Genomic DNA, 22964 nt, shown 5'->3' with positions numbered 1-22964 from the left:
TCCGCGCTGTAAAGCAGCCTTCTATCCAGCACCTTTCAGGCGGGATTCCTCTGTTGCCGGAGCATAGGTCCGGTGTGCGAGCGCCTGAAGAGCCGCCAGCTCCTCCCGTGACAATTCCGCACGACCATGCGGCTTCATAGGGACGCCCCCGGTCGTAGTGCCTTCACCCAGAAACTGGAGCCGGACCGGAGCTGCAGATGCCATCAAGTGCTGAGAGTCGCCGTCAATCAGAGCCTCTTTTCCGTTCAGACTGACAGACAGATCGTACCAGCAGGCCTGGACCACCAGGCCCGTGCGGCCGGAAAGGCCTGCCAGAAACGGCAGCAGGAAGACCGGAGACACCACATTGTCCAGAGAAAGGTTCAACCCGGCACGGATCAGATTTTCACGATCACTCAGGGCTATTCCGGCGGATAATGAACAGAATACACCACTTGTGCCCACCCAGCCTGTGGCCCAGTCCTCTGCAGAAATCACCGGCCTGCGGCTTTCTGCACTGGTTCGCTCAAGTGTCTGGAGGAACTCATGGGTAAACCCTGCCGGAGCCATCCGGTGTGCCATAACCCAGCGCGCCGATGCCGCCATGTCATCCGCTTCGCCAAAGCCCAGCCCGCATCCTTTGGCTGCACGCTTGATCAGGGTTTCGAACTCTCCCAGTGAAAGATCCATCATGGTCTGGTCAATCATGCAGAATAGCTCCAGTCATCAGCCCCTAGAGCCTGCAGCTCATGAGGGAATGGTGCACTCTTGAACATGTTGATCCGGACCCAGCGATCAGACCGCGGGTCAAAATGGATGGCACCGAAGAATGACAGCTTGCAGCGCAGCAGATCGATGGGCAGCAGGTCAGCAGAAATCGTATTGTCACGGATTTCCGCATAAACGTGTGTTTCAGCCAGTTGAACCCGGCGGACACTGTGCCGATGTTCGGGATGGCTGAGGAGGAAGGCCGCAACCGTTTCGCCATAGTCCCAGGCCTCAAGCGCTGTCATCAGGCGCGCCACGTCCCGACCCGGTGCAAGCGGCTGCTCATAGGCCTCTATCGGCTCCTCAAAACGCTCGCCCAGCCGCGGCTCCAGCTTCTCTTCAGAGGTATACCAGACCCGTGCAATGGCCCCGCGGTCCTCCCAGTCAACAGCAAGCGCCCAGCCATAGAATTCAGAGATCAATCCGCGCAGATGACCGATGCTCATTGCACCGTTCAATACGGTCGACCCGCCTTCATCTGCCGCCATGGTTCCGGTCAGCTCATCAATCAGATGTCCGTAAGGCTCCATCATCAGGGACACGAGTAATTCCTGCCCTTCAAGAGACAACACTTCCTCTGCCCAGACATGAAGAGCATCCCATGGATAGTCTGCATCCAGAACAGCCTCATCAGCCAGATGGGCATCCAGCAGTCTGAGATCCTGCTTGAGATCAGCAATCTTCTCCAGTTGCAGTGGATGACCGGACTGCCAGTGAGCAACCATCCGCCCGGCTCTTTTCAGGTTTTCAAGGAAATCGGACCGTTCACCTTCCGACGCCCCGGGCAATGATCTGACCCGTGCCAGTGCCTCTTCACGTGCTGCAATCCAGTTGTTGAACAGTTTCGGGTGATTGATGATGAAGGGAGCCATGCCGAGCCCGGTGGAGTTGCCCACACCAAAGGCCCGACGCAATTCCGGCTCGAGAACAACGGCTTTCTCCGGTGCTCTGAGGCGGGCCATATGTTCCACCAGGTCCATCACATAGGTTCGTGTCAGATAGACGGACAGCATTTCGATCTGGAACGGTCCGCGACATTCGGGCCGGTCTTCAATGGCCTGCCTGTCTGCCGCGCCGAACTTTCCGGACCCGTACACAGCCGTTGTCCGCATAAGATAGCCAACCGCCTCAATTTCTTCCCGATCCGGCTGCCGCCCGTTCGCAAGCGCTGAGACAACAGCATCGAACAGACGGACCGACCGATTGGCGCGGGACAGGGACAATTCCTTACCGGAAATCCGCCCGGCTTCCTGTTTCGGCACATTGGCACGGAGCCGTTCGATGTCTGCATCATCCGGAACGCCGTCAAACAGGGTAAAGGTGGAATCCCAGGCTTCCGCGATTACCCGGTCAGAGCGCTGCTCGGCGGGCAGATCATGCCCGAAACAGACAAGACTATAGGTGCGCTCCGGCCCAATGGCCGCATAGACAGCCGTTCCCTCTCCCCTTACATCGAAGTCAAACCGCAGGCGTTCAAACCGCCAGTTTTCATCGCGCAGTCTGCGCAGCAGGGTCCGCATGAAGGAAAGACGGCACTGATGAAGGGAGCCAAGGCGCTTGAGCCGCATCACCTTGTCCGGATTGCGTCGGGCAATCCGGATTGGTGTCTTGTGATCAGCATCAGCCATCATACGCCTCCCCTTACACAATCGTTACGGACAAGCTCCGCTTTCGGTTTATCCGGAACCTGTATCAGGCCTGTTTAGGGCCTGTTTCAGACCTGTCTCGGGCCGAAGTTCTCGTCAAAGAACCGCAGCCAGTTCTCACCCATGATCCCGGCCACGTCCTGATCAGACAGGCCTGCCGCCCTTAAGCCCTGCTCTATATTGCCGAAATGGCGGTTATCCTCGAACCAGTCCGGCATGGGTGGAAAGCCTGCATTGTCTTTTGAGCCCTCGCCATAATCGATTTCTTTGGACCAGCGGCCAACCCGCATCCACTCCACCACGCTGTCCGGATGATCCTGACAGAGGTCAGACCCGATCCCGAGGTTTTGCGGACCCATCAGTTCGGCTGTTCTGGCAATCATGTCGCAAAAGCTCTGCAACGTGCAATCGGACTTGCCTTTCAGGTGGTGAGGATAGAGCGAGAAACCCAGCATGCCACCGGATTGCCCGAGCGCCCTCAGCACATCGTCTGACTTGTTGCGCAGCGCTTCATGCCAGAAAGACGGATTAGCGTGAGTAATGGCAATCGGGCGCTCGGAGATCTCGATTGCTTCCAGTGTTGATCGCTCAGCGGAATGGCTCATATCCACCACAAGGCCGACCCGGTTCATCTCGCGAATAACCTGCTTGCCCATGCGGGTGATGCCGGGGTCTTCCGCCTCATAACAGCCCGTCGCCAGCAGTGACTGGTTATTGTAGCTCAGCTGCATGAAGCGGGCACCGAGCGTATGGCAGATTTCAACAAGCCCGATATCATCTTCAATCGGCGACGGGTTCTGGAACCCGAAGATGATGGCCGTGCGCCCGGTTTCTTTGGCCGTGCGCACGTCATCGCCGGTCCGCCCATGCATGATAAGGTCCGGGTATTGCTCGAACCAGCGGTTCCACTGCTCGATATTCAAGACCGTTTCACGGAAATTCTCATGATAGGCAATGGTCACATGGACGGCATCAACCCCGCCCTCCTGCATCTGACGGAAAATCTTTTCCGACCAGTTGGCATATTGCAGACCATCAATGCGGACCGGACGTGTCATTGTCTTACTCCGGGGTGCCAGAGGCGATATAGGCCGTCTTCACGGTGGTGTAGAATTCCTGCGCGTAAGTGCCCTGCTCCCGGGGGCCGTAGGAGCTCTCACCGCGACCGCCAAATGGTACGTGATAGTCCGTGCCAGCGGTCGGCAGATTGACCATCACACAGCCGGTCTTCGCGTTACGGCGGAAGTGGTTGGCGCGGGCCAGAGACCGGGTCATGATACCGGATGTGAGGCCAAAACTGGTGTCATTCACCGTTGCAAGAGCTTCGTCGTAAGACCCAACCTTGATCACACAGGCAATCGGCGCAAACATTTCTTCCCGGTTGACCCGCATGGCGTTGCTGGTGCCTGCAAAGACCGTTGGTGCCATGTAGAAGCCTTCTGTTGCGCGCTCAAGACGACCACCGCCGGTCAGCAGGTCGCAGCCTTCCTCTTTCGCCAGCGCCACATAATCGAGATTGCCCTGCAATTGCTCACCGCTGACCACCGGGCCAAGCTGGGTGCCTTCTTTCAGGGCATTATCGACAACCATGGCCTCGGCACCGGCCACCAGTTTCTCGACAAAGGCATCGTGGATCGCATCATGAACAATCAGGCGGGAAGAGGCTGTGCATTTCTGCCCGGTTCCACCGAAAGCACCATTCAGCGCGCACGCAACTGCCAGATCCAGATCTGCATCATCCATCACGGCCAGAGCGTTTTTTGAGCCCATTTCAAGCTGGATTTTGGTGAAATTGGTCGCAGCAGCTGCCGCCACCTGACGGCCCACAGGGACTGATCCCGTGAACGACACCGCGTTGATGCCGGTGCTCTCCACCAGTTTCTGACCGATTGAGCTGCCCGACCCCATAACCAGGTTGAACAGGCCTTTCGGAATATCCTGACGGCTGATGATTTCTGTCAGCGCCACAGCAGAGGCCGGGGTGATATTGGCCGGTTTCCAGATAACCGCATTGCCGAAAGCCAGTGCCGGAGCAATCTTCCAGCTCGCCGTTGCTGTGGGGAAGTTCCACGGGCTGACGATGGCCACTGTGCCAACCGGTTCGCGACGCACATCAATCTCGATATTCGGACGCACGCTGTCTGCGGTATCGCCAATCTGGCGCAGCACTTCAGCCGCGTAGTAGGTAAAGAACTGGCCAGCGCGGAAGACTTCGCCCTTGCCTTCTGCCAGCGGCTTGCCCTCTTCGCGGGACAGCAGGCGACCCAGCTCCTCGGCACGGGCCATCATCTCATTGCCGATAGCCATCAGCACATTCTGGCGACGTTCCAGACCATAAGAGGCCCATTCAATCTGGGCTTCGCGGGCGGCATCAAGCGCCCGGTTCAGCTGCGCTTCATCAGCCTGGGCAAAATGACCAATCACATCTGACAAATCAGACGGATTGCGGTTTTCAACGTCGCTGACGCCCTCAAGCCATTCGCCTGCAATATAGTTTTTTGTGTGCTCAGCCATGCGTTTCTGGTCCCAGTTTATCTGATATGTGCCGATTCATTGGCTTTAAGAGTGGACATAGAATTCAATTTCAATCAATCTAAAATTAGTGAATTTAATTTCAGAAAAACTGTAACGATGTCCATCAAACTCGATATGCTCCGATGCTTTGTCCAGGTGGCGGAAACCGGACGTCTGGCCGATGCCGCTGACCGCCTTGGGCGCACACCCTCCGCCATCTCCATGACCCTCAAGCAGCTGGAGGCTCATCTGGGTGCGCCCCTGTTTGAGTCTGACCGGAAAAGCAGGCTCACGCCGCTGGGCCGCCTTACCCTTCAGGAAGCCCGGCGCGGTGTCATCCATTTTGACGAGGTGGTTCACGCCATTGAGCGGCAGGCCAAGTCCGAAACCGGACTGGTGCGTATCGCCACAGTGCCCTCTGCAGCAGAAGCTCTGCTGCCTCAGGCGGTTGCCCGGTTCCGCGAGACGCATCCGGACGTGCTGGTGGATATCAGGGATATGGATTCCCGCTCGGTGATCAACGAGCTCGAACAGGACCGTGCCGATCTCGGGATTGCCTCGGGCATCATCAAAAGACCCGGCCTTATGCAACGAGGTCTCCTGAATGATGCCTTTGGCGTTATCTGCCGCCGGGATCACCCGCTGGCCCGCGACTGGGCCATGCTGACCTGGGCTGATATGCAGGACTTCCCGCTGATCGCCAACGCGCTTTGCAGTCAGATCGATGATCCAGACTTCCAGGCTATCCTCACACGGTCAACCCTGACTGTACACAACACCACATCCCTGCTGGCCATGGTCCGCAATGGTCTCGGCATTACGGTCTTGCCAGAGCTGGTGATCAGCCCCGAGGATACAATTCTCACCTTCCTGCCCATCGCCAACAGCACCATCCGCCGTGACCTGACACTGCTGAAACGCAGTGGTGAGAGATTATCCCCGGCAGCAGAAGCCTTTGAGGCTGTGGTTGGGTAACGCGAAGTTCTTGCTCAGACCCGAGGCTCCGAAACAGCAAACTCACGCGGGACGTTCTACTAAAGCATTTTGCGATGAACAGGACTCTTATGCATGCTCCATGTCTTTGTTGACGCGAGTTGTTTATCGCCAAACCGGTTCCCACTTTGGCGCAACACGCTCTAAATTCCATTGCAAACCGCCTCAGATTTCAGCCAATATCATCCCGAACATCTGGAGGGGATCATGACCACCGAGATTTGGCTCATCTATGTTGCAACAGTTCTGGCTTTGATGAGCACACCAGGGCCGAGCCAGTTGCTGATGCTGTCGAACAGCGGGGCTCACGGGTTCCGCCGCTCGCTCGCCACAGCGGCTGGAGACCTCTCGGCCAACGCTCTGCAGATGCTGGCTGCAGGTCTGGGTCTCGCCGCTATTATCGCCGCCTCAGGCACCGCGCTCTCCATCATCAAATGGGCTGGTGTTGCCTATCTGATCTGGCTTGGCATCAAAATGATCCGCAATGCCAGAGCGATCGATCCGGAACTGGATCAGGCGCGCTCCCGAACCTCCCTCAAAAGCCTGTGGTTGCAGGGTTTTCTGACCTCTGCCGCCAATCCGAAAGCCGTTGTCTTCTTTGCGGCGCTCTTCCCGCAGTTCATCCAGGCGGATACACCGTTCTGGCCGCAATTTCTCATTCTTTCCGTCACCTACATCACTCTGGACGGCCTGTTTCTTTCGGCTTACGGGTTAGGCGCCAGCTGGGTCGCGGCCCGCTTTAAAGGCAATGCAAAACTCTGGATCGAACGCACAGGCGGCAGCTTCATGATCCTGGCGGCTGTTCTGCTGGGGTTGAAATCGGTATCGCGGTAGAGAGAAGAGGCAAGAGCCAAACTTTTTGCAGGCGAGGGAAAAGTGTTGTCATTTACCCTTTTTCTTTGTCCTTGCCTCACCCACTCCCCGTCACCCCGGACGGAGCGAAGGCGAAGATCCGGGGTCCAGAGGCGGCAGGTTCTGAGTGTGTGGCACCTTCCCGACTAGATGCCGGATCAAGCCCGGCATGACACGGGGTGGAGTGACGCTCAGCCTCATAAAAACTAAGGAGTGGTGGTTCTCGGCTCCCCGGCGTTCCCTGCATCTGCGCGACCCCACCAACTGTCACCCCGGCCAAGCACAGCACTGATTGAGGCATCAGAGGCGGCTCGCTCCGAGGGTGTGGCATCCTCCTGACTGGATGCCGGATCAAGCCCGGCATGACATGGGGTGTAGTGACGCTCAACCGTATAACACTAAGGGGTGGTGGTTCTCAGCTCCCCGGCGCGCCCTGCCTCTGCGCCAACCCACAGACCGTCACCCCGGCCAAGCGCAGCGCAGAGCCGGGGTCCAGAGCATGCCAGTCAGGTTGTTATCCCTCACTTGATGCGGGGGCGGATTCAGATGTTTTTTTCCTCCACTTTGAAACCACGCCATATCTCTCTCTGATAGAGTTTCTTACCCTCACCCAGAACCCTATTCACTCGTGAGTAAGGTGACCATATGCCCCCCTTGACCCACATCAATGCCCCCGATACCGCCCTGCCCTAGCGTTTCCTCACTTTGAAACACGAGGAAACATTATGTCTGGTGCATCTGCCGTTGCTCATCCGTCCTGTTGTTCGGCCTGTGACCGGGATCCGGTGGAGGGTCTGCCGCTGACGCCTCTGGATGAGGCAATTGAGCGGATTGAGGCTCTGGTCAGCGTCATTGAGGGTACCGAAACGTTGCCGCTGACACAGGCCGCCGGCCGGATTCAGGCAACCGACCTGACAAGCCCCATGCCTCTGCCGCTCTGGGATAACTCGGCCGTTGATGGCTATGCGGTACGAATGGCAGACCTGACCGGTGATGGACCTCATGTCCTGCCTGTCGTGGGCCGGGTGGCAGCCGGTGACGACGCTGGACAGGTGATTGAAGCCCGCGCTGCCGTACGGATTTTTACCGGCGCGCCCATGCCTTCCTGGGCGGATGCGGTGGTGATGCAGGAAGACTGTTCACTGTCAGAATGCGGAGCCGAAGTCAGTTTTTCAGACGCACCACCCACTCACGCTCATATACGGTTTCGCGGCGAGGACGTGCCGCAGGGGTCTGTGATTATCCGCAAGGGCACGCGGCTTGATGCACGGCATATCGCCCTGGCCTCATCTGTCGGCACCCGCCATGTGGACGTCATCCGCCCGGTTCGTGTGGCCATTCTGGCAACTGGTGCTGAACTGGCCGAGCCGGGACAGGCCCTCAGCCCCGGCGCCATCTACGATTCCAATACCCCGATGCTGGCAGCCCTGCTCGACCAGCCGCATATCAGCCTGACGGTTCACCGCACGGTCACAGATGATTTCGAGGTCATTCGACAAGCCGTGCGGCAATTGGCAGCCGATCATGACCTTCTGCTGACCTCCGGCGGCATGTCGGTTGGAGAAGAGGACTATATCCGTCGGGTGGTTGAGACAGAGGGTTGTGAGCTGGATGTGAAGAAAGTCGCCATGAAACCGGGCAAACCGCTTGGCTTCGGGCGACTTGGCCGCTGTCTGTTCATCGGCCTGCCTGGCAATCCATTTGCCGCATTGACCGGGTTTCTGCTGTTCGCCCGCCCGGCCATTGCCGACCTCTGCGGCATGAACCGGTCTGACCATCTGCTCCAGGGCCGTGCTGCATTCAGCACCCGCCATGGAGGCAAACGGATCGAATTCGTCCCGGCCCGGATCTCGGGCTTTGCCAAGGATGGCCTGCCACGGCTTGAAAAACTCGGCAAGGGCGGCTCTGCCCGTCTTAATCCACTGATTGATGCCGATGGCCTTGCAGCCCTGCCGATTGGCAATGAAGGCATAAAGGAAGGTGCGCGTCTGGCATTCTATCCCTTCCACGCCGTATTCGGCCTCCGATAAACAGAATTCATCTCACGATACCCCATCCGCTGGAGACAAAACGCCGAAGAAAAACTTTGGCGTTTTCTATGCAAAAAACACACCTGCAATCTGAATTACGTAAAGCATAGTAGAAATAGATTTAATCTTTAGAAATTTAAATACTTAATTCAACACAACCTGCATACTACCAAAAAATCCAAGCCCTTATATTTGACTCAAAATAACCTCTATGAGAGTATTAATAATAATTAACACTTAAAAAGAGTGAAAATAAGGAGAGAAAATCAACGCAACATCATAGGGGGGAATTATGTTTAGTTTGCGTTCAGGGGCATTGCTGGCTGCCGGGCTGACTTTGGCCGGATGTGGAAGTACAATCCACAAGAAAACGCCTGTTGGGGGCGTACAAACACTCAGCATAGACGCCAAGCAAAGGCTCTTTACTGTCGGGTATCGCAAAGAAGGCGAGCACGGTGAAAGGCGGGAAGTTGCCTGCGCAGAGCCCTCACCCGATGCACTGGTGGCCAGTGCAGCTACAGTTGCGGCATCAGGGGATATCCTCAATCGAGGCAGTGCACGGGCTGCAGGGAATTTTTCGGAAGCCGCAGCGGAACTTGGGGCACGCTCCCAGCCAATCCAGATCATGAGAGACGGATACTATCGCCTGTGCGAAGCTTATCTGAATGGTGCGATCTCAAGCGACGACTACCGTCGGATTATAACCAATGTCGACACGGCTCTGACCATGGTTATGGCAATTGATGCTCTGGCAGGGAACAAACCAGCCGGAAAAGCGAAGGTTACAGCCGGTGGCAGTGGCGTAACAATCAACGACAACAGAGAAGACAGCAGCGCACCGAGTGCAGAAATCAGGATTGAAGGCTCATCCACCACCGCACAAGCAGACTCTGCTTCTGATAAAAAAGCAATCAGCGATGAGCAGGCAAAACAGATCGTCAATCTGATGAGAGAGTTTCTCTCTCACAAGAGACAGGTCATCAAGTTTTCTGCAGACCGAAAACACCACCTGCAACACCACAACAACGATTTCCGGAATTAGGGTCAGGACCTAGTTACGGGCTCAATAGCGCCGGACAAGAAGTCTCCTGTCCGGCGCAGCATGATGAGCAGATCACGTCATTGGATAGCTGCCATTCCGTGGTCATCCAAAAGGTTAGGCAGAGATCTCCATCACACCGTGTTTTCAAGGGGGGAGAGAGATGGCCGAAAACGATGAAAAAACCAACACGCTTGTTCTCTGTGTTCACGGCATTGGCGAGCAGAAAGCGGGCGACACCATCGACACGCTGGCAGCTGCCCTTGAGAAGAACGAAGCTGCGAGAGTAGAAAGCGAATGCCGTTGGCTAGTGGATGAGTACAAGATACCCGGCTCTGTAGAAAGCCGGTTTCAGGATCATTTTCAGTGCCATATCAGGGCTTTTGATACCAACGAACAGAGAACAACATATGCGGAGGTTTTCTGGGCTGATCTATCACGGCCGCGTCATGGCATGGTCGGCGTTCTTTATGAGTTAATCCTGACTGTGCTAGGCATGGGCAATATCGTGCGGGAGAATGTCTACGCGGCTTACGGAAAAGGGTCTGCAAGCGCCTCACTAGCAGGCCTGTTCATCGGGCTCATGCATGCCTGTATCGCGCCGCTCAACCTGCTCCTGCTCGCTGTTGTTCTGCTTCAACTCAACGAGAAGGTCCGTACGGAGCCGCTTCTGGTCATGGGGTTGATCTGGCTGGGGCTTATTGTGTCCTGGCTGTTTGGTAAAAAAGGTCCTTTTGACAGTCATCTTTTCAACCAGTTCAAAGCAGGTCTTGTGATCTTCGCGATGGCCCTGAGCCTTATAGCACTGGTTGCGACCATCTGCCCGCTGGCCATCCCTGAAGCAATTACAGGCCCGCAAATCGGTGACAGGACACTATCTCTGCCGCTGGATGGCAAGCAGGATGTGTTGAGCGCCTCCTTGATTGCCGCCCTTTTGATGCTTTCCGCGCTAACAGCTCTTGTCGTTGGAATCCTGATGCTGCATGCGTTGACCCGAACCATCCGCGCGAAGCTGACTGGCCGGCCTGCACGCAAAGCGGAATCTGTTGTAATGTTTGAAACGGTTTGCACCATCATGGCTCTTCTTTGGGCCACACTGTCCATGGCTTTCTGGTCTATAGCAGTTCCTGCGCTGGGGGACAGACCTCATACGGAAGACGACACAAACATACAGGCAGAAATTGAAACGGGGTATATCGGGATCAACACATCTCTGTTTGAGATCCCGCTAATGGTTTTCCCTTACCTGGTTGTCGCCCTGCTGCTGGTGATCTTGTCTCTGGTGGTTATTTATCTCTTCCGGAATTCCAGACTGAACGAACTCAACGGCACACTAGATCAGGCGACAGATATCAGAGAAACAGAGGATCAAGAATGCTTCCGAGCTACCCGCAACCGGTTGCTTCTGAATGGTCGTCTCTCCATCATCATCTGCGCAATGCCCGTGATCATTGTTGGTCTGCTCGGTTTGCTCTATGGCGTGCTCGGGCGTACTCTGGTTGATGAGTGGCTGTTTATCTCTGTGCCCATCTTTGTTGGTGTTTGCGGGTATGTTTTTTCCGCCCAACGCTCAGGTCTGTCCATGGCGCTCGGGGTTGGCAAGGATGTCATCACCTATCTCAAGCGGGAGCGTCTCCCGTCCAACCGCAATATCTGGTTCCATCCGCAAAGAGAACGGATCCATCAGCGGTTCAAGACAGTTGCAAGAACAATGATTGAATCGACCAAAGCCGACAAGGTTGTCGTTGTGTCACACAGCCTCGGTACACTGGTTGCGGTTCAGAGTATCAAGGAGCTCCTGTCAGAATCTGAGAACCATCAGTACTTCAGGTCAGACCTCGAATGGAGTGCCCTTATTACCATGGGATCTCCGCTTACCCATCTGTTTGAGCATTATTTCGGGTCGACATTCGCGGTACCCAATGGGCTCTTCAAAGAGAAAATTCCGACCTGGAAAAACATCTTCTGCATTGATGACTTTGTCGGCACAACAGTCGGGAACCCGAAAGGTGATTGGCCTCTGAACTATGCGGTCAAGAAGAGCGGACATACTGAATACTGGAAAGACCGCCATACGCTTGATCTTATCCGACATCATATATAACCGGCGATCAGCTCTTCCAAGCTGAGGAAGCATCAAGAACCCACATTTCGCACGTGAAAACCATACGGCCGCATGCAAAATGAAAATTGAAAGCCATTTATCTAAAACCACATAACTCTACCTACAATTAATTTGATTAAATGAATGCAATATGCTAGTTGTATGGATAATTATGAGCAGGAGGGGGAAATGAAAACCATTATCAGAATAGTCTTATTGTCATCCATCCTTTATTCCGGGCACGCTTATCTACAGATATTTTCTGGTGGCGAGGCTCTTGCGGGCCCTTGCAACCCGGCTATTAGCGCCTGCTTCTAGTTTAACTAGTCAAATCGTGACCTTCAGTTATGAATACGCTCATTTATATCGGCGTAGTAATTTTTGGCGGGCTAACTCTACTTATTGAAGCTTATAGAAATTACAACTCGTCACTAGCTACAATTCCGTTTCGCGAACACGCAATTCTTCAGGATGTAGAAGTTGCAAAACTCTGCACTCCCAGAGAGAAGAATATTGGTTTTTTCTTTTATTCTCTGATCTATCTTCTAACATACATCATTATATTGAGCTCAAGCACAGTATATGATCTTGTCCAGCAAGCCTCAGACCTGAATACTATGGTCGGCCCAACCGGTTCACCCTTTCTAAAAGAGGATACCCCCTTTGGGTTGACGGGCACGCAATACGGCAAGCCAATCTTCATATCCGCAGCGATAATAGCGGTTTTCTCAGTGGGAGCTTTGCGCCCTCTTGAAAATACCATGCGCTCACTGGCCCATCGTATCGCAGGCGTGCCCAGAGGAGTGTATCAGGTCATAGAGCATCTGAATGACATTAACTACAAGACTGACCTGGACCCAGACCATCCGCTTCCCCTGACCCGGCTCTTTGAAAAGAACGCCAAGGCCACCTTTGTGGGGAGCCATGATGAAGAATACCTAGCCTCAATAGAAACATCCCTCAGGACAATCGACTACCTCTCCCCCATCATAACTGAAAGGTCCAGAACACAGCACTTTCCGCTGACACAGATTTCCTCAATGAAGAGCCTGTCAGAAAAACTGGAGAAGCAGATAAGATCAATCAAGGATACTCTGAAGTCGCCTCTTGCTGACAGTGAAACCGAGCGTCAGAAGCTCTATGCAACAACTAACGCGACCGCCAACGATACTATCGCGTTATTCTCCGTGCATTTTCTTCGAAACAACAAATCCATAAAAAATAGCAATAAAAACAAGACAATAAATCATGTTCATAAGAAAATTAAAAAAAACTACCAAATCGAAATGAATTCTTTCGCGATGGCAATATTGTGCGCCTCAATCATATCGCTAACCCTCTGCTTCAATACATATCAAAAATGGGTTTACTCTGATGAAAATAATATAAAACTCATGGTTGAAAGAGAAATAAATGCAATTAAAACAAATTGCCCTGCAGAGAATAAAGAAAAAAAGAAAAAATGCGAAGAAAAAACAAATGAAATATCGACAAATAACGTTGAAAATAAGATAAGAAAAGTCACGATAAACAGATCTCTATGGCGCTCTTTTGTGGCGATCATTCCTGTAATATTTGTAGCTATTGCAACCATATTCGGGAGAGACGCGCGCCTTGATGACAATTCATGGCCAGAATGGAAATTAAGACGCATTCCGTTTTTGCGTCTCTTCTTCATGGCACTCGTACCATCTATTCTATGTGTTATAGGGATCACTTCAGGGGAATTTATCAAAATTTGGGCTGATGCCAACTTCCAGCTGACCGAAAGTCAAATAATATTCTTCTTCAATAGCCAGATATCATACATCCTGATGCACCTTGGTCTTGGGTTTATATTATCTATCGCTATGCTGGTCCTAATGGATCAGCACGAGAAGCTTCATAATGAAATAACTGTATTGATTTCCATAGTATTTTCAGCACTCATTTTTGGGTGGTTCTATATCATTGTGCTCGTTGGTTACCCCGCTGAGTTTATTTTGCCGGAGCCTGAAGGATCCTGGCTCAGTTTTGAACTACGAGAAATGATTACAACCGGCTCTCTGTCGTCTCTTTTTATAATCTTTTTTGCAATTTTCCTGGAAGTCACAGAGGCCGATGAAAAAGACAAGGGATGGTGGTTTGTATCATCCCAGAAGGAGCAAAAATGAGCAACACTGTAAGGTTGTTTCTCTTTGCCTCCCTTGTTCTGTGTCACACTGGCACCATCTCTGGCCATGCTTCAGAAGAAGCTCGGATAAAGCAAGCCTCCCCTTCCACCACTTCAAATACAGAAGATAAAGAAGGAAACAATAGCAAACTGCTCATCGGTGTAAGAGAGCATGCACGTCCGTTTTCGTTTCGGACAGAAACAAGATCCGGGAACTATTCCTCAAAATCCGGACCACTCAGGTCCAAGGGCTATGATGGCTATATGGTCTATATCTGCGATGAAGTGTTGAAGGAGATGTTTATTTCCGATCCGCGCGGGCCAGAAGAACCTTTCGGGCCAGAAGATATAGAACACATTGATGTGGATGAGTTGCTCAGGCAGAATCCGAAGAAACAGGACCGTATAGATTTTCTGGAGAGCGAGATCGATATACTTTGCGATCCGGCCACAATTACACGGGATCGTGTAAAACGTTATGCTGTTTCCCCCCCCCTGTTTGTTACTGGGATTGGATACCTCCAACTAAAGAATGCGACACCTCCGGACCTCGAACATACTCCAGGCCCGGGCCGGGCTCTTATTGGACTGGTTGGCGCGACAACCTCCAGACACATTGGCCTTCAGGCCATTTTGAATTCCGGGGAATGGAGTCGCTTTAGAGAAAAGATCATTACAGCAATGCGATCAGACCAAACCAGCAAGATAAGGAAAAAGCAAGATATTCAAAATGAAAAGGAAGGAACCGTAATCTGGCCTGCCCTAAGTCATGAAGAGGTTTCAAAAGCCTTTTGTGACAATGTTGTTACCTATTACGTGGGTGATCTTGAGATCATCACAGATTATGCCCGTCAACACGCGGGCTGCGAATGGACTCTAGGTGCCACAACCTACACCAATGATCGCTACGCTATTTTTGCCAATATCGACTATCGGAGAAACAAAGGACGCAAAGCACACCTTATAGGGCGCTTTTATGAAATTCTGAACCGTGAGATTGCAACAGCAGATTCACTCCTTGATAGAGCATATAGAGCAACCTTTGGTGATGCCCCCCGCAGCAGGCAGCTAGAACTCTTTTACTGGAGCATGCGCGGCTCTAATTGAACCGATAAAATTACCTTTTCTGCCAATGGGAGTTCCATTACCCAGAACTCCCATACTGGCTACATAGTAATCTGCTACCGCACCACCCGGGTTGAGAGCGTGGTGATGTTGTTACCCGGAACATGCTCCGTATTCCGCCCCTGTCTGTTGATCAGAAAGCGTATCTGGGTGGAATTGCTGCTTCCGCGAATGCTGGACGCCGGGATCCGGATGGCTGCGGACCAGTCGTAATAGGCAAGACGGCAATCAGTAGGCAGAGGAATTGGCTGTTCATAGACGATCCGGCCAGCCACCGACACAGCGAGTGTGGGCGTTCTGCCGGTTGAACAGTTCTGCCGGTCGTTCAGAGAGAATTGCAGCCTGTATACCGGCAGAGATCCGGTGGCACAGTCTGTCAGGTTGCCTCGACCTCCCCTGCCGCACAGTTGGGCCGGGACAGTGTCGAAAAAAGATCGTGTTGCCCGAAAGTTCACAGGATTTTTTCCACTGGCATTGCCTGGCAGTGCACAGGTATTGCTTCTCTGAACGAGCGTGGAGTGAATGGCCCATTCCGGCGTTGTCGGTCTGGTTCGCTGCATGGGGTGACGTCCATAGCGATACTGAAAGTAGGCTGTGGTATAGGCCGTCGGGTTCTGCTGACGCATATCGGCATTGGCGGTACCGGGGAACGGATGGATAAAGGACCGGGCAAATCCGCCACCTTTTGCAAAGCCCGGCAAGGTGTGAAACAGCTTTGGCTTGCGAAACCTGTGGCTGCTGGCACCTGAGCAGGCATCAGCGTCATCATCATAATTATGCACCTGCCCGAACAGATGACCCAGCTCATGGGTGATGACACCTACGGACGGAATGTTATTGGCATCCGGGTAATTGCTCCGGCGCAGCATCAGCAGTGAACTGTCTGCCCAGCAATCCGACCAGCCATTGCAATCCCCGATCCGCCAGGGCTCTGTTTCACCCCTGTTGAGATAACAGACACCTGCCGTGGCATTAAGAGGCTGGATCAGTGTGTTGAGCCGTCGCGGGCAGGCATTGTCGACAATCTGGATCTGAATATCAGCTGGAATATCTGCCCGCACATAGGTCTGGTTTTCGTTGTCCAGACAGGGCTCGGTCCTCGGCTCAAATGCAATCTTCGTGTTCTGGATGGAGGCAACCCGGTCAAGTGCCAGATGAACATTACGTTCTGCCTGGGACCCTCTCGGGAAATCCTCTTGGCAGATCAGCACATCAAGCGGCCGACCAAAGGCTGCGCGCTGCAACGGGTGCACATCTTCAAGCAGGGCCCAATGTTCTGGCCGGAAATCAAGCGGATAATAGGTGAAGTCACCCCGGTTGACAGAAAAGACCTCGGCCCGGGGCTGGGCACAACGCAGCGCCAGACCGGTAATCGTGTCATTGTTACGGTGAACATCGAGGCCAACAGCAATCTCGCCGCGCGAACAGGCTACCGCCTGGCTCCATCTGGCGCAGTTGGTTCGGCGGAACCGCTCCGGGCTGCCACTGGTCACCACCGAGTCATCAAGCCGCGCCAGAAACTGGCCTCCATTGACAATATTGACGCCTTTGAGCCGCCGATTGGAGCGACGGTTATTGCAGACAGCCAGCGAAGCGATGCCGGGATAGCCCAGGGTCTGTCTATCCACTTCGACAGTCTTGATGCTGCGTGCATTACCACCACAGAGATTGAGCGTCCGCGTCAATCGGGCACGAGCGCGATCGTCATCCATCAACCACCACCATGCGCGGACATAACAGGGTGTGTTACCCCGTTCTCCGAAATCCAGACGGTAAAGGATCGCGTTTTCCGGCCTCAGAAGGCGTTCGACCCGCTGACCGGTGAAGCCGGAAACCGGTGTCGGTGATACCGGTCCGAGAGACAGTTCAACAATCCGCGCACTGGCCTCTTCCAAGGCCAGAACCGGTGCCAGCACCAGAGCTGACAGCAAGGCACGCCGCGCCTTTTGTATAAGCGTCATGAAATCCCCCCAGATTCGCTTGCTCATCTTCTATCAGAGACTGCCGGCGCTCCTCCCCGAGCGACGGATACAGGCTATGTTATCCCTCACCCCATTATTTGCAACCTGGGAACGATTAAAAGACGATATAATGCATACTGCATATAAAAAGGGTGGTAACGCACTCATCGCTGCCACCCTGTTCATTCAAACCAACCAAAGCAATCGGGCAGGCTCAGTTTGTCATCGCCTGCCCCTTTTCTCTTTGACCCTATGCGACTTCACGCACGCCAGTCAGGAAGCCGTCCACTTCTGCCTTGAGGCGGTCCGTTTCAGACTGCAGGACATTGGCAGATGAGCTCACCTTGCGCGCATTTGCCCCGGTTTCATCGGCTGATGTTGCCACTGAGGTAATGTTGCGTGTCACTTCCTGAGTGCCGTTGGATGCTTCCTGGATGCTGCGGGCAATTTCCTCAATCGCCTGGCTCTGCTCATCAACAGAGTACTGGATATCGGACGAGATCTCGTTGATTTGCTCAATCGTGTGAGTGATCCCCTTGATGGCATCGACCGCACCATTGGTCTCGTTCTGCACAGACTGGATCTGAATGGAGATTTCTTCTGTCGCTTTGGCCGTCTGGTTGGCCAGCTCCTTCACCTCGGCTGCCACGACCGCAAAGCCTTTACCGGCCTCACCGGCCCGGGCCGCCTCAATGGTTGCGTTCAGAGCCAGAAGGTTGGTCTGTTCCGCAATCTCGGTAATCAGCTTGACCACTTCACTGATCCGGTTGGCGGCATCAGTCAGACCTTCGATCCGGCCATTGGCGGAATGAGCCTGATCGACAGCCTGACTTGCCACATCCACGGACTGTTTCATCCGGCCACTGATTTCATTGACAGATGCCATCAGCTCTTCAGAAGCCGAGGCCACAGTTTCCACATTGGTCGATGCTTCTTCAGAGGATGCGGCCACAGACGCACTCTTGGAACTGGTGTCATCCGCTTCAGACATAAGCGATATGGAGGCGTCATTCAGATCCTGAACCTGGGACAGCACAGTCTGAGTCAGGCTGGTTACCTGCTGGTCAAAGTTCCGCGACAGTTCACGAACCCGTTCAGCACGGGCGGCATCCTGTTTCTGGGCTTCAGCCTGCTGATGTGCCAGCTGCTCGGCCTGATGGGCCTTGTCCCGGAAGATTTCGAGTGCGCGGCTGACCTCACCAATTTCGTCGCCGCGATCCGTGTCCGCAATCTCGATGGTATAATTGCCATCGATCAGAGCCTTGATAGTCGAGATTGCCCGGCCAATCGGTTTGCGGACGACAGAGTTCCCAACCCCATAGACTGCCCCTGCCACAACAAACAGCAGAGCGACACCGATACCGATAATGGTCACCGTGATTTGTCGCGAGGCTGCTGTCAGCGTGTTGTTGGGAACATTGGCCACAAGTGACATGGTCGCATCCGTTCCACCAATGCGGAGCGGGATGATAATCCGGGTCACTTCCGTGCCAAGGCTGTTGGAATACCCTTCGTAAGTATAGGGCTGCGCATTTTTCACTGCGGCTTTGACAGCACTTTCATGAGCGGCATCAGCGTCCGACCGTCCTTCAGCCCAGTCCTTGCCAAGAAGAGCAGCATCCGGATGTGACAGCCAAACGCCATTCTGAGACAGAAGATGCACAGAACCGGTTCCCAGCGGACTGATCCGCGACAGGGCATTGGCCAGCGGCGTCAGCAGGATATCGGTACCCGCAACCCCAATCGTCTCTGAGCCGTTTTTCAACGGCACACCAAAGGAGACGCCGGTCACTGTCTGACCATCCGCTTCCCAGCTGTAAGGCTCGGTCACATAGTCCTGACCGGAGATAAACGGCGCATTGAACCATTTCTGCGCTTCGGGATTTCCGACATCCGGAACCGATGTGGGCTTGTAGCCAATCTTGCCATCAGCAAGACGGAAATAATAAGGGCGCCAGTCACCGTGCTCATCATACTTTTCCGTATCGGCAAAATCAGCGTCGCGTCCGTCAAACCTGTTTTTTGGAATAACGCCCCATGTTCCTGACAGGTTCTCATTTTCACGCAGTGTCTTTTCAAGCAGCGCCATCCAGGCGGTGCGGTCTATGGCTTCTGCCTCGCGCAGGCCATTGAGCGTATCACCAAGGATCTGCGCAGAGGTCAGACCTGTTTCCATCTGCCTCTTTACAAACTCGGCCTGCTCGCGGGCAACGGCTTCTGCTTCTGCGAGGGCCTGCCCTGTTGTTGTTTCCGAGACCTGCCAGCTGATCACGCTGACACCAGCTGCAAGCACCACTGTGAGTGCTGCAACTGTCATACCGATCAACTTTGTTGTTATCTTTGCATTTTTCAGCATTTTTTGTCCCCAACCTGCCGATACCCGAGCGTGCTCTTGATCGGCGAACTGTTTCCTGGAGATCGATACGTAAAAACACCTAACAATCTCTTGCGAAAACGCGTGCGTCCGTAAAAAACTTAACTGAATTCATGTAAATAAAGTCTTCATTGACAGCATCATTCAAGAAACAACCTGAGCGGAAACACAGTTCAAAACCGAATTTTGCTTATTGGTTACAGAAATCATAGAATTGGTTTTTGATGGTGCTAGATTTGGTCGACATCGTCTTTGCTACCACCTAGGGTCAAGCTCCAGTCGCCTGCCTTTAAAGGCGGCGCAGCATGCTCATTACAAACAGAGCCCCGATGGCTGAGGTAATAATGCCAATCGGAAGCTCCTGCGGCGTCAGAAGCGTCCGGGCAAGGCTGTCACTGACCAGCAGAAGACAGGCACCAATAAGAGAAGACAGGATAATAAGCCGACCATGAAGAGGCCCGGTGATGGCACGTGCCAGATGCGGCACCATCAACCCGACAAAGCCGATGACACCGGTTACGGAGACAAAGGCCGAGGTCGCAAAAGCGGCAACCATGAAAGCCATTCTGCGGGTATTCTTCACATCAACCCCGAGAGTCTGGGCTGTATCATCACCGGAGAGAAGTGCGTCCAGGTCCCGGCTTTTCCAGACCCCATAGACGCCAACAGCCAGAAGACCAGCAAGCGCAATGGGCAGGATATCCCACCGGGCAAGCCCAAGGCCGCCAATTGTCCAGAACAGGACTGAATGCGCGGCCCGCTGATCTCCGGCGAACACCATGTAATTCGTCAGCGACAGGAAAAGGAAAGACACCGCCAGACCGGTCAGGACCAGTCTGGCAGGATCCTGACGCACACCGCGAGCCATCAGCAGCAGGACCGTAGCTGATGCAATCAGCCCGCCGCAAAAGGCAGCAATCGGCAGAGTCCAGACTCCAAGAACATCGCCAGTAACAGTAATGACCAGTACCGCACCTGCGGCAGCGCCCGATGACAGGCCAAACAGAAACGGATCGGCCAGATCGTTGCGCGTTACGGTCTGGAGAATACAGCCCACGACCCCAAGGCCAGCCCCAACCATGATCGCCAGCAATGCACGGGGCAGCCGGAGGTCAAGGATAATGCGAGAGAGCGGATGCGGTTCATCCTGACCGGACGGGAAGACAGCTCCCCGGATGGCTTTCCAGATGACATCGAACGGAATATCAACCGCCCCGACCGACACAGCCAGAAAGGCAAGCCCCAGAAGCCCGGCACCTGCCGCCAGCACTGCAAGAATGAACCGCACCATCAGTCTGATACCAAAGGAACTAAATATTGAATCATTTGACCGAGATTCATACGCGGTCCGGCAAGGCGCGGATGGTGATGTGGTATGGATACCATGAACCATCTGCAACGACGCCTGGAACGCGCAGAAATCCGGCCTTCGGTGCCGTCCAGTCGCCCACCGGACAGCGTTTCTTCTCTCGACCGATGCCCCGCATCGCCCTTCAAAAAGCGCCTTGCCGATGAACGGCTGGGCGGCATCACATGGGTCAATATTAAGGTCCTTTGGTATTAAAACGCTTTCGGATACATGGCTTTGGTGATCTTGCCTATAGCCTTGATATTAGCCGGTCCCGGTGTCAGTTCTTCATAGCGAAGGGCGACATAGCGCCCGTTCTTCACGGCATCCGTATACTTCATCACCGGATGCTCCTTGAGGAAATTCATCAGGCCCTTGGCACCATCGCCATTCTGGTAATCCAGCAGGATCAGGAATTCCGGATTGGCAGCCGCAACGGCTTCCCAGGACGCGGTTCCCCAGCTGGTTTCCATGTCACCGGTGACATTTTCGCCGCCTGCAGCATCGATCATTGCCGTGGTGATGGCATACTTCCCGGCGGTAAACGGCTTGTCCGCACCGGAATCATAGAGGAAGACGCGCTTGCGACCCTCAGCAGGCACAGCGTCTTTCAAGGCCGCCAGTTCTTCCTTCCAACCCTTGACCAGAGCTTCCGCTTCATCGGCCTTGTCAAACACCTTGCCAAGCCGCAGGACATCACCAAACAGCAGGTCCATTGAGGCAGCTGGACGTGTTTTGTCCAGGTGGATACAGCTCTCGGACAAGACCATGGTCTTGATGTTGTGTCCTTTCAGAATATCCGGCGTCACATCTCCACCCGGCTTCATGCCGTAATACCAGCCGGCAAAGAACAGATCCGGAGATGCGCCCAGGAGATTTTCCAGAGACGGATATTTCGGGGCAAGTTCCGGTATGTCCCCGCGTTTCTTCTCGAAATCGGCGCTGGTCTTGTACCAGCCGGAAATGCCGGTCACGCCGACCATCTTGTCCTGCAGGCCGAGCGCGAATGCCATCTCGCTCATATTGATATCGTGAACCACCAGCCGTTCAGGCGTGGTCTCGAATGTGAGTGGCTGACCGCAATTATCAACCGTTACAGGCTCGGCCTGCACGGCTGTGGCCATGAGCAATGCAGAAAGAGCTGCACCGTAAAATCTGATCATCAGTCTATCCTTTGGTTTGAATACAGGTGTTGGAACGCTCTCGAGAGGCTTCAGCCTTCCCAAGATCAAGTGTCGGGAGAAAACCTCGCCCATCCGGATGCGCCAACCGGAGCAGGTCCACGTCAAAAACCTGCCGCACATTCGGTGTGGAGAGCGTTTCAGACGGGGAGCCAAGATCGATCAGCCGGCCGCCATCAAGCAGAGCAACCTTGTCGGCAAAACTATCGATCAGGGTCAGGTCATGGAGTGCAGCAATAACCGCCATGCCGAACCCTGAAACAAGGTTCAGAATGTCGCCACGAGCCCTTGGATCAAGGTGGTTGGTCGGCTCGTCCAGAACCAGCAGGTCCGGTTTCTGACAAAGTGCGCGGGCTATCTTTGCCTTCTGGCGTTCGCCCCCGGAAATCCGGTCCATGCGCTTGTCCGCAAGTGACCCAAGGCCGAGTGCATCCAATATGGCATGCATGCCTTCCGCAGTTTCTGCCTGGCTGAGCTGATCCTGTCGGGCGCGGGTTCCCAGCCCTACATATTGCGTGACAGACAGGCGTCCATCTGGATCATCCGCCTGCCCCACATAGGCAATCTGCCGGGCCCGCTCTTCAAAGCTGAGCGTCTGCAGGCTGCGGCCATTCAGCCTGATTTCTCCGTTATCCGGGCTCAACAGGCCGCAGATGGTCCGGAGCAATGTGGTTTTGCCTGCGCCATTCGGACCGACCACAGCGAGCCGTACGCCATGGCTGACCCCAAAGCTCACGTCAGACAGCAAAGCGTCGCCCCGCTCGGAGTGAACGGTGACAGCATCAAGTTCCAGGAAAGATGATCCCATCTGCCTTGTGCTCCGCGATCCGGCGGCGGCAGGTCAAAAGGCAGATTGATCGGGTGACATTGAGATGTGCCATCCGGAGCCCCTTAACCG

Annotated in this window: 16 protein-coding genes; 7 read left to right on the top strand and 9 right to left on the bottom strand. The window is 54.2% G+C overall.

The genetic code is table 11. From position 1 onward, the window contains the following. Positions 1-21: 21 nt before the first annotated feature. The 4 genes from RA157_RS13050 to RA157_RS13035 form a co-directional block, all read right to left on the bottom strand. A complete protein-coding gene (locus tag RA157_RS13050; protein ID WP_350333567.1) occupies positions 22-687 on the bottom strand; it encodes a DUF3726 domain-containing protein in 666 nt (221 codons plus the stop codon). Beyond that, on the bottom strand, positions 684-2378 hold the full coding sequence (locus RA157_RS13045) for a hypothetical protein (RefSeq protein ID WP_350333566.1): 1695 nt from the start codon (positions 2376-2378) through the stop codon (positions 684-686). The genes RA157_RS13050 and RA157_RS13045 overlap by 4 nt, the downstream gene beginning before the upstream one ends. Positions 2379-2461: 83 nt before the next feature. Further along, positions 2462-3451 carry a membrane dipeptidase gene (locus RA157_RS13040; RefSeq protein ID WP_350333565.1) on the bottom strand — a complete coding sequence of 330 codons (990 nt, stop codon included), beginning with the start codon at positions 3449-3451 and terminating at the stop codon, positions 2462-2464. Positions 3452-3455: 4 nt separating this feature from the next. Next, positions 3456-4907: an aldehyde dehydrogenase family protein gene (locus tag RA157_RS13035; protein ID WP_350333564.1), complete on the bottom strand. Its 1452-nt coding sequence runs from the start codon at positions 4905-4907 to the stop codon at positions 3456-3458. Between the two features lie 117 nt (positions 4908-5024). Here RA157_RS13035 and RA157_RS13030 point away from each other — a divergent pair, with 117 nt between their 5' ends. The 7 genes from RA157_RS13030 to RA157_RS13000 all read left to right on the top strand — a co-directional run bounded on the left by RA157_RS13030 (position 5025) and on the right by RA157_RS13000 (position 15184). Continuing rightward, positions 5025-5882 carry a LysR family transcriptional regulator gene (locus RA157_RS13030; RefSeq protein WP_350333563.1) on the top strand — a complete coding sequence of 286 codons (858 nt, stop codon included), beginning with the start codon at positions 5025-5027 and terminating at the stop codon, positions 5880-5882. 225 nt (positions 5883-6107) lie between these two features. After that, on the top strand, positions 6108-6734 hold the full coding sequence (locus tag RA157_RS13025; protein ID WP_350333562.1) for a LysE family translocator: 627 nt from the start codon (positions 6108-6110) through the stop codon (positions 6732-6734). A gap of 743 nt (positions 6735-7477) precedes the next feature. Then, on the top strand, positions 7478-8782 hold the full coding sequence (locus RA157_RS13020; RefSeq protein ID WP_350333561.1) for a molybdopterin molybdotransferase MoeA: 1305 nt from the start codon (positions 7478-7480) through the stop codon (positions 8780-8782). A 292-nt stretch (positions 8783-9074) separates the two neighbouring features. Beyond that, positions 9075-9824: a hypothetical protein gene (locus RA157_RS13015; RefSeq protein ID WP_350333560.1), complete on the top strand. Its 750-nt coding sequence runs from the start codon at positions 9075-9077 to the stop codon at positions 9822-9824. A gap of 160 nt (positions 9825-9984) precedes the next feature. After that, entirely contained in the window at positions 9985-11925 is a 1941-nt protein-coding gene (locus tag RA157_RS13010) for a hypothetical protein (RefSeq protein ID WP_350333559.1), read from the top strand. 347 nt (positions 11926-12272) lie between these two features. Next, positions 12273-14078 (top strand): hypothetical protein, encoded by a 1806-nt coding sequence (locus tag RA157_RS13005; RefSeq protein WP_350333558.1) that lies wholly within the window; start codon positions 12273-12275, stop codon positions 14076-14078. After that, positions 14075-15184, top strand: coding sequence for a type 2 periplasmic-binding domain-containing protein (locus tag RA157_RS13000; RefSeq protein ID WP_350333557.1), 1110 nt, complete (start codon positions 14075-14077; stop codon positions 15182-15184). Before RA157_RS13005 ends, RA157_RS13000 begins: the two co-directional genes overlap by 4 nt. A gap of 74 nt (positions 15185-15258) precedes the next feature. Here the strand turns inward: RA157_RS13000 and RA157_RS12995 are convergent, their stop codons facing one another. The 5 genes from RA157_RS12995 to RA157_RS12975 all read right to left on the bottom strand — a co-directional run bounded on the left by RA157_RS12995 (position 15259) and on the right by RA157_RS12975 (position 22874). Next, the gene (locus tag RA157_RS12995) at positions 15259-17163 is read right to left on the bottom strand and encodes a hypothetical protein (protein ID WP_350333556.1); all 1905 of its coding nucleotides are present in this window, start codon (positions 17161-17163) and stop codon (positions 15259-15261) included. Between the two features lie 250 nt (positions 17164-17413). Next, positions 17414-19519 carry a methyl-accepting chemotaxis protein gene (locus tag RA157_RS12990; RefSeq protein ID WP_350333555.1) on the bottom strand — a complete coding sequence of 702 codons (2106 nt, stop codon included), beginning with the start codon at positions 19517-19519 and terminating at the stop codon, positions 17414-17416. A 307-nt stretch (positions 19520-19826) separates the two neighbouring features. Next, complete coding sequence (locus RA157_RS12985) at positions 19827-20828, bottom strand: FecCD family ABC transporter permease (protein ID WP_350333554.1); 1002 nt, start codon at positions 20826-20828, stop codon at positions 19827-19829. 269 nt (positions 20829-21097) lie between these two features. Then, on the bottom strand, positions 21098-22048 hold the full coding sequence (locus RA157_RS12980) for an ABC transporter substrate-binding protein (RefSeq protein ID WP_350333553.1): 951 nt from the start codon (positions 22046-22048) through the stop codon (positions 21098-21100). A gap of 4 nt (positions 22049-22052) precedes the next feature. Further along, positions 22053-22874, bottom strand: a complete 822-nt coding sequence (locus tag RA157_RS12975; protein ID WP_350333552.1) for an ABC transporter ATP-binding protein — start codon at positions 22872-22874, stop codon at positions 22053-22055. Positions 22875-22964 lie beyond the last annotated feature (90 nt).

The organism is Coralliovum pocilloporae, from assembly GCF_030845175.1.
GTDB lineage: Bacteria > Pseudomonadota > Alphaproteobacteria > Rhizobiales > Cohaesibacteraceae > Coralliovum > Coralliovum pocilloporae.
This window is presented reverse-complemented; position numbering and strand designations above follow the sequence as displayed.

Bases quoted from the DNA above. Each gene is read 5' to 3' on its own strand.
- RA157_RS12990 (WP_350333555.1), bottom strand. From the start codon at position 19,519: ATGCTGAAAAATGCAAAGATAACAACAAAGTTGATCGGTATGACAGTT.
- RA157_RS13000 (WP_350333557.1), top strand. From the start codon at position 14,075: ATGAGCAACACTGTAAGGTTGTTTCTCTTTGCCTCCCTTGTTCTGTGT.
- RA157_RS13040 (WP_350333565.1), bottom strand. From the start codon at position 3,451: ATGACACGTCCGGTCCGCATTGATGGTCTGCAATATGCCAACTGGTCG.
- RA157_RS13050 (WP_350333567.1), bottom strand. From the start codon at position 687: ATGATTGACCAGACCATGATGGATCTTTCACTGGGAGAGTTCGAAACC.
- RA157_RS13030 (WP_350333563.1), top strand. From the start codon at position 5,025: ATGTCCATCAAACTCGATATGCTCCGATGCTTTGTCCAGGTGGCGGAA.
- RA157_RS13045 (WP_350333566.1), bottom strand. From the start codon at position 2,378: ATGATGGCTGATGCTGATCACAAGACACCAATCCGGATTGCCCGACGC.
- RA157_RS12985 (WP_350333554.1), bottom strand. From the start codon at position 20,828: ATGGTGCGGTTCATTCTTGCAGTGCTGGCGGCAGGTGCCGGGCTTCTG.
- RA157_RS13010 (WP_350333559.1), top strand. From the start codon at position 9,985: ATGGCCGAAAACGATGAAAAAACCAACACGCTTGTTCTCTGTGTTCAC.
- RA157_RS13015 (WP_350333560.1), top strand. From the start codon at position 9,075: ATGTTTAGTTTGCGTTCAGGGGCATTGCTGGCTGCCGGGCTGACTTTG.
- RA157_RS13025 (WP_350333562.1), top strand. From the start codon at position 6,108: ATGACCACCGAGATTTGGCTCATCTATGTTGCAACAGTTCTGGCTTTG.
- RA157_RS12980 (WP_350333553.1), bottom strand. From the start codon at position 22,048: ATGATCAGATTTTACGGTGCAGCTCTTTCTGCATTGCTCATGGCCACA.
- RA157_RS12995 (WP_350333556.1), bottom strand. From the start codon at position 17,163: ATGACGCTTATACAAAAGGCGCGGCGTGCCTTGCTGTCAGCTCTGGTG.
- RA157_RS13035 (WP_350333564.1), bottom strand. From the start codon at position 4,907: ATGGCTGAGCACACAAAAAACTATATTGCAGGCGAATGGCTTGAGGGC.
- RA157_RS13020 (WP_350333561.1), top strand. From the start codon at position 7,478: ATGTCTGGTGCATCTGCCGTTGCTCATCCGTCCTGTTGTTCGGCCTGT.
- RA157_RS12975 (WP_350333552.1), bottom strand. From the start codon at position 22,874: ATGGGATCATCTTTCCTGGAACTTGATGCTGTCACCGTTCACTCCGAG.
- RA157_RS13005 (WP_350333558.1), top strand. From the start codon at position 12,273: ATGAATACGCTCATTTATATCGGCGTAGTAATTTTTGGCGGGCTAACT.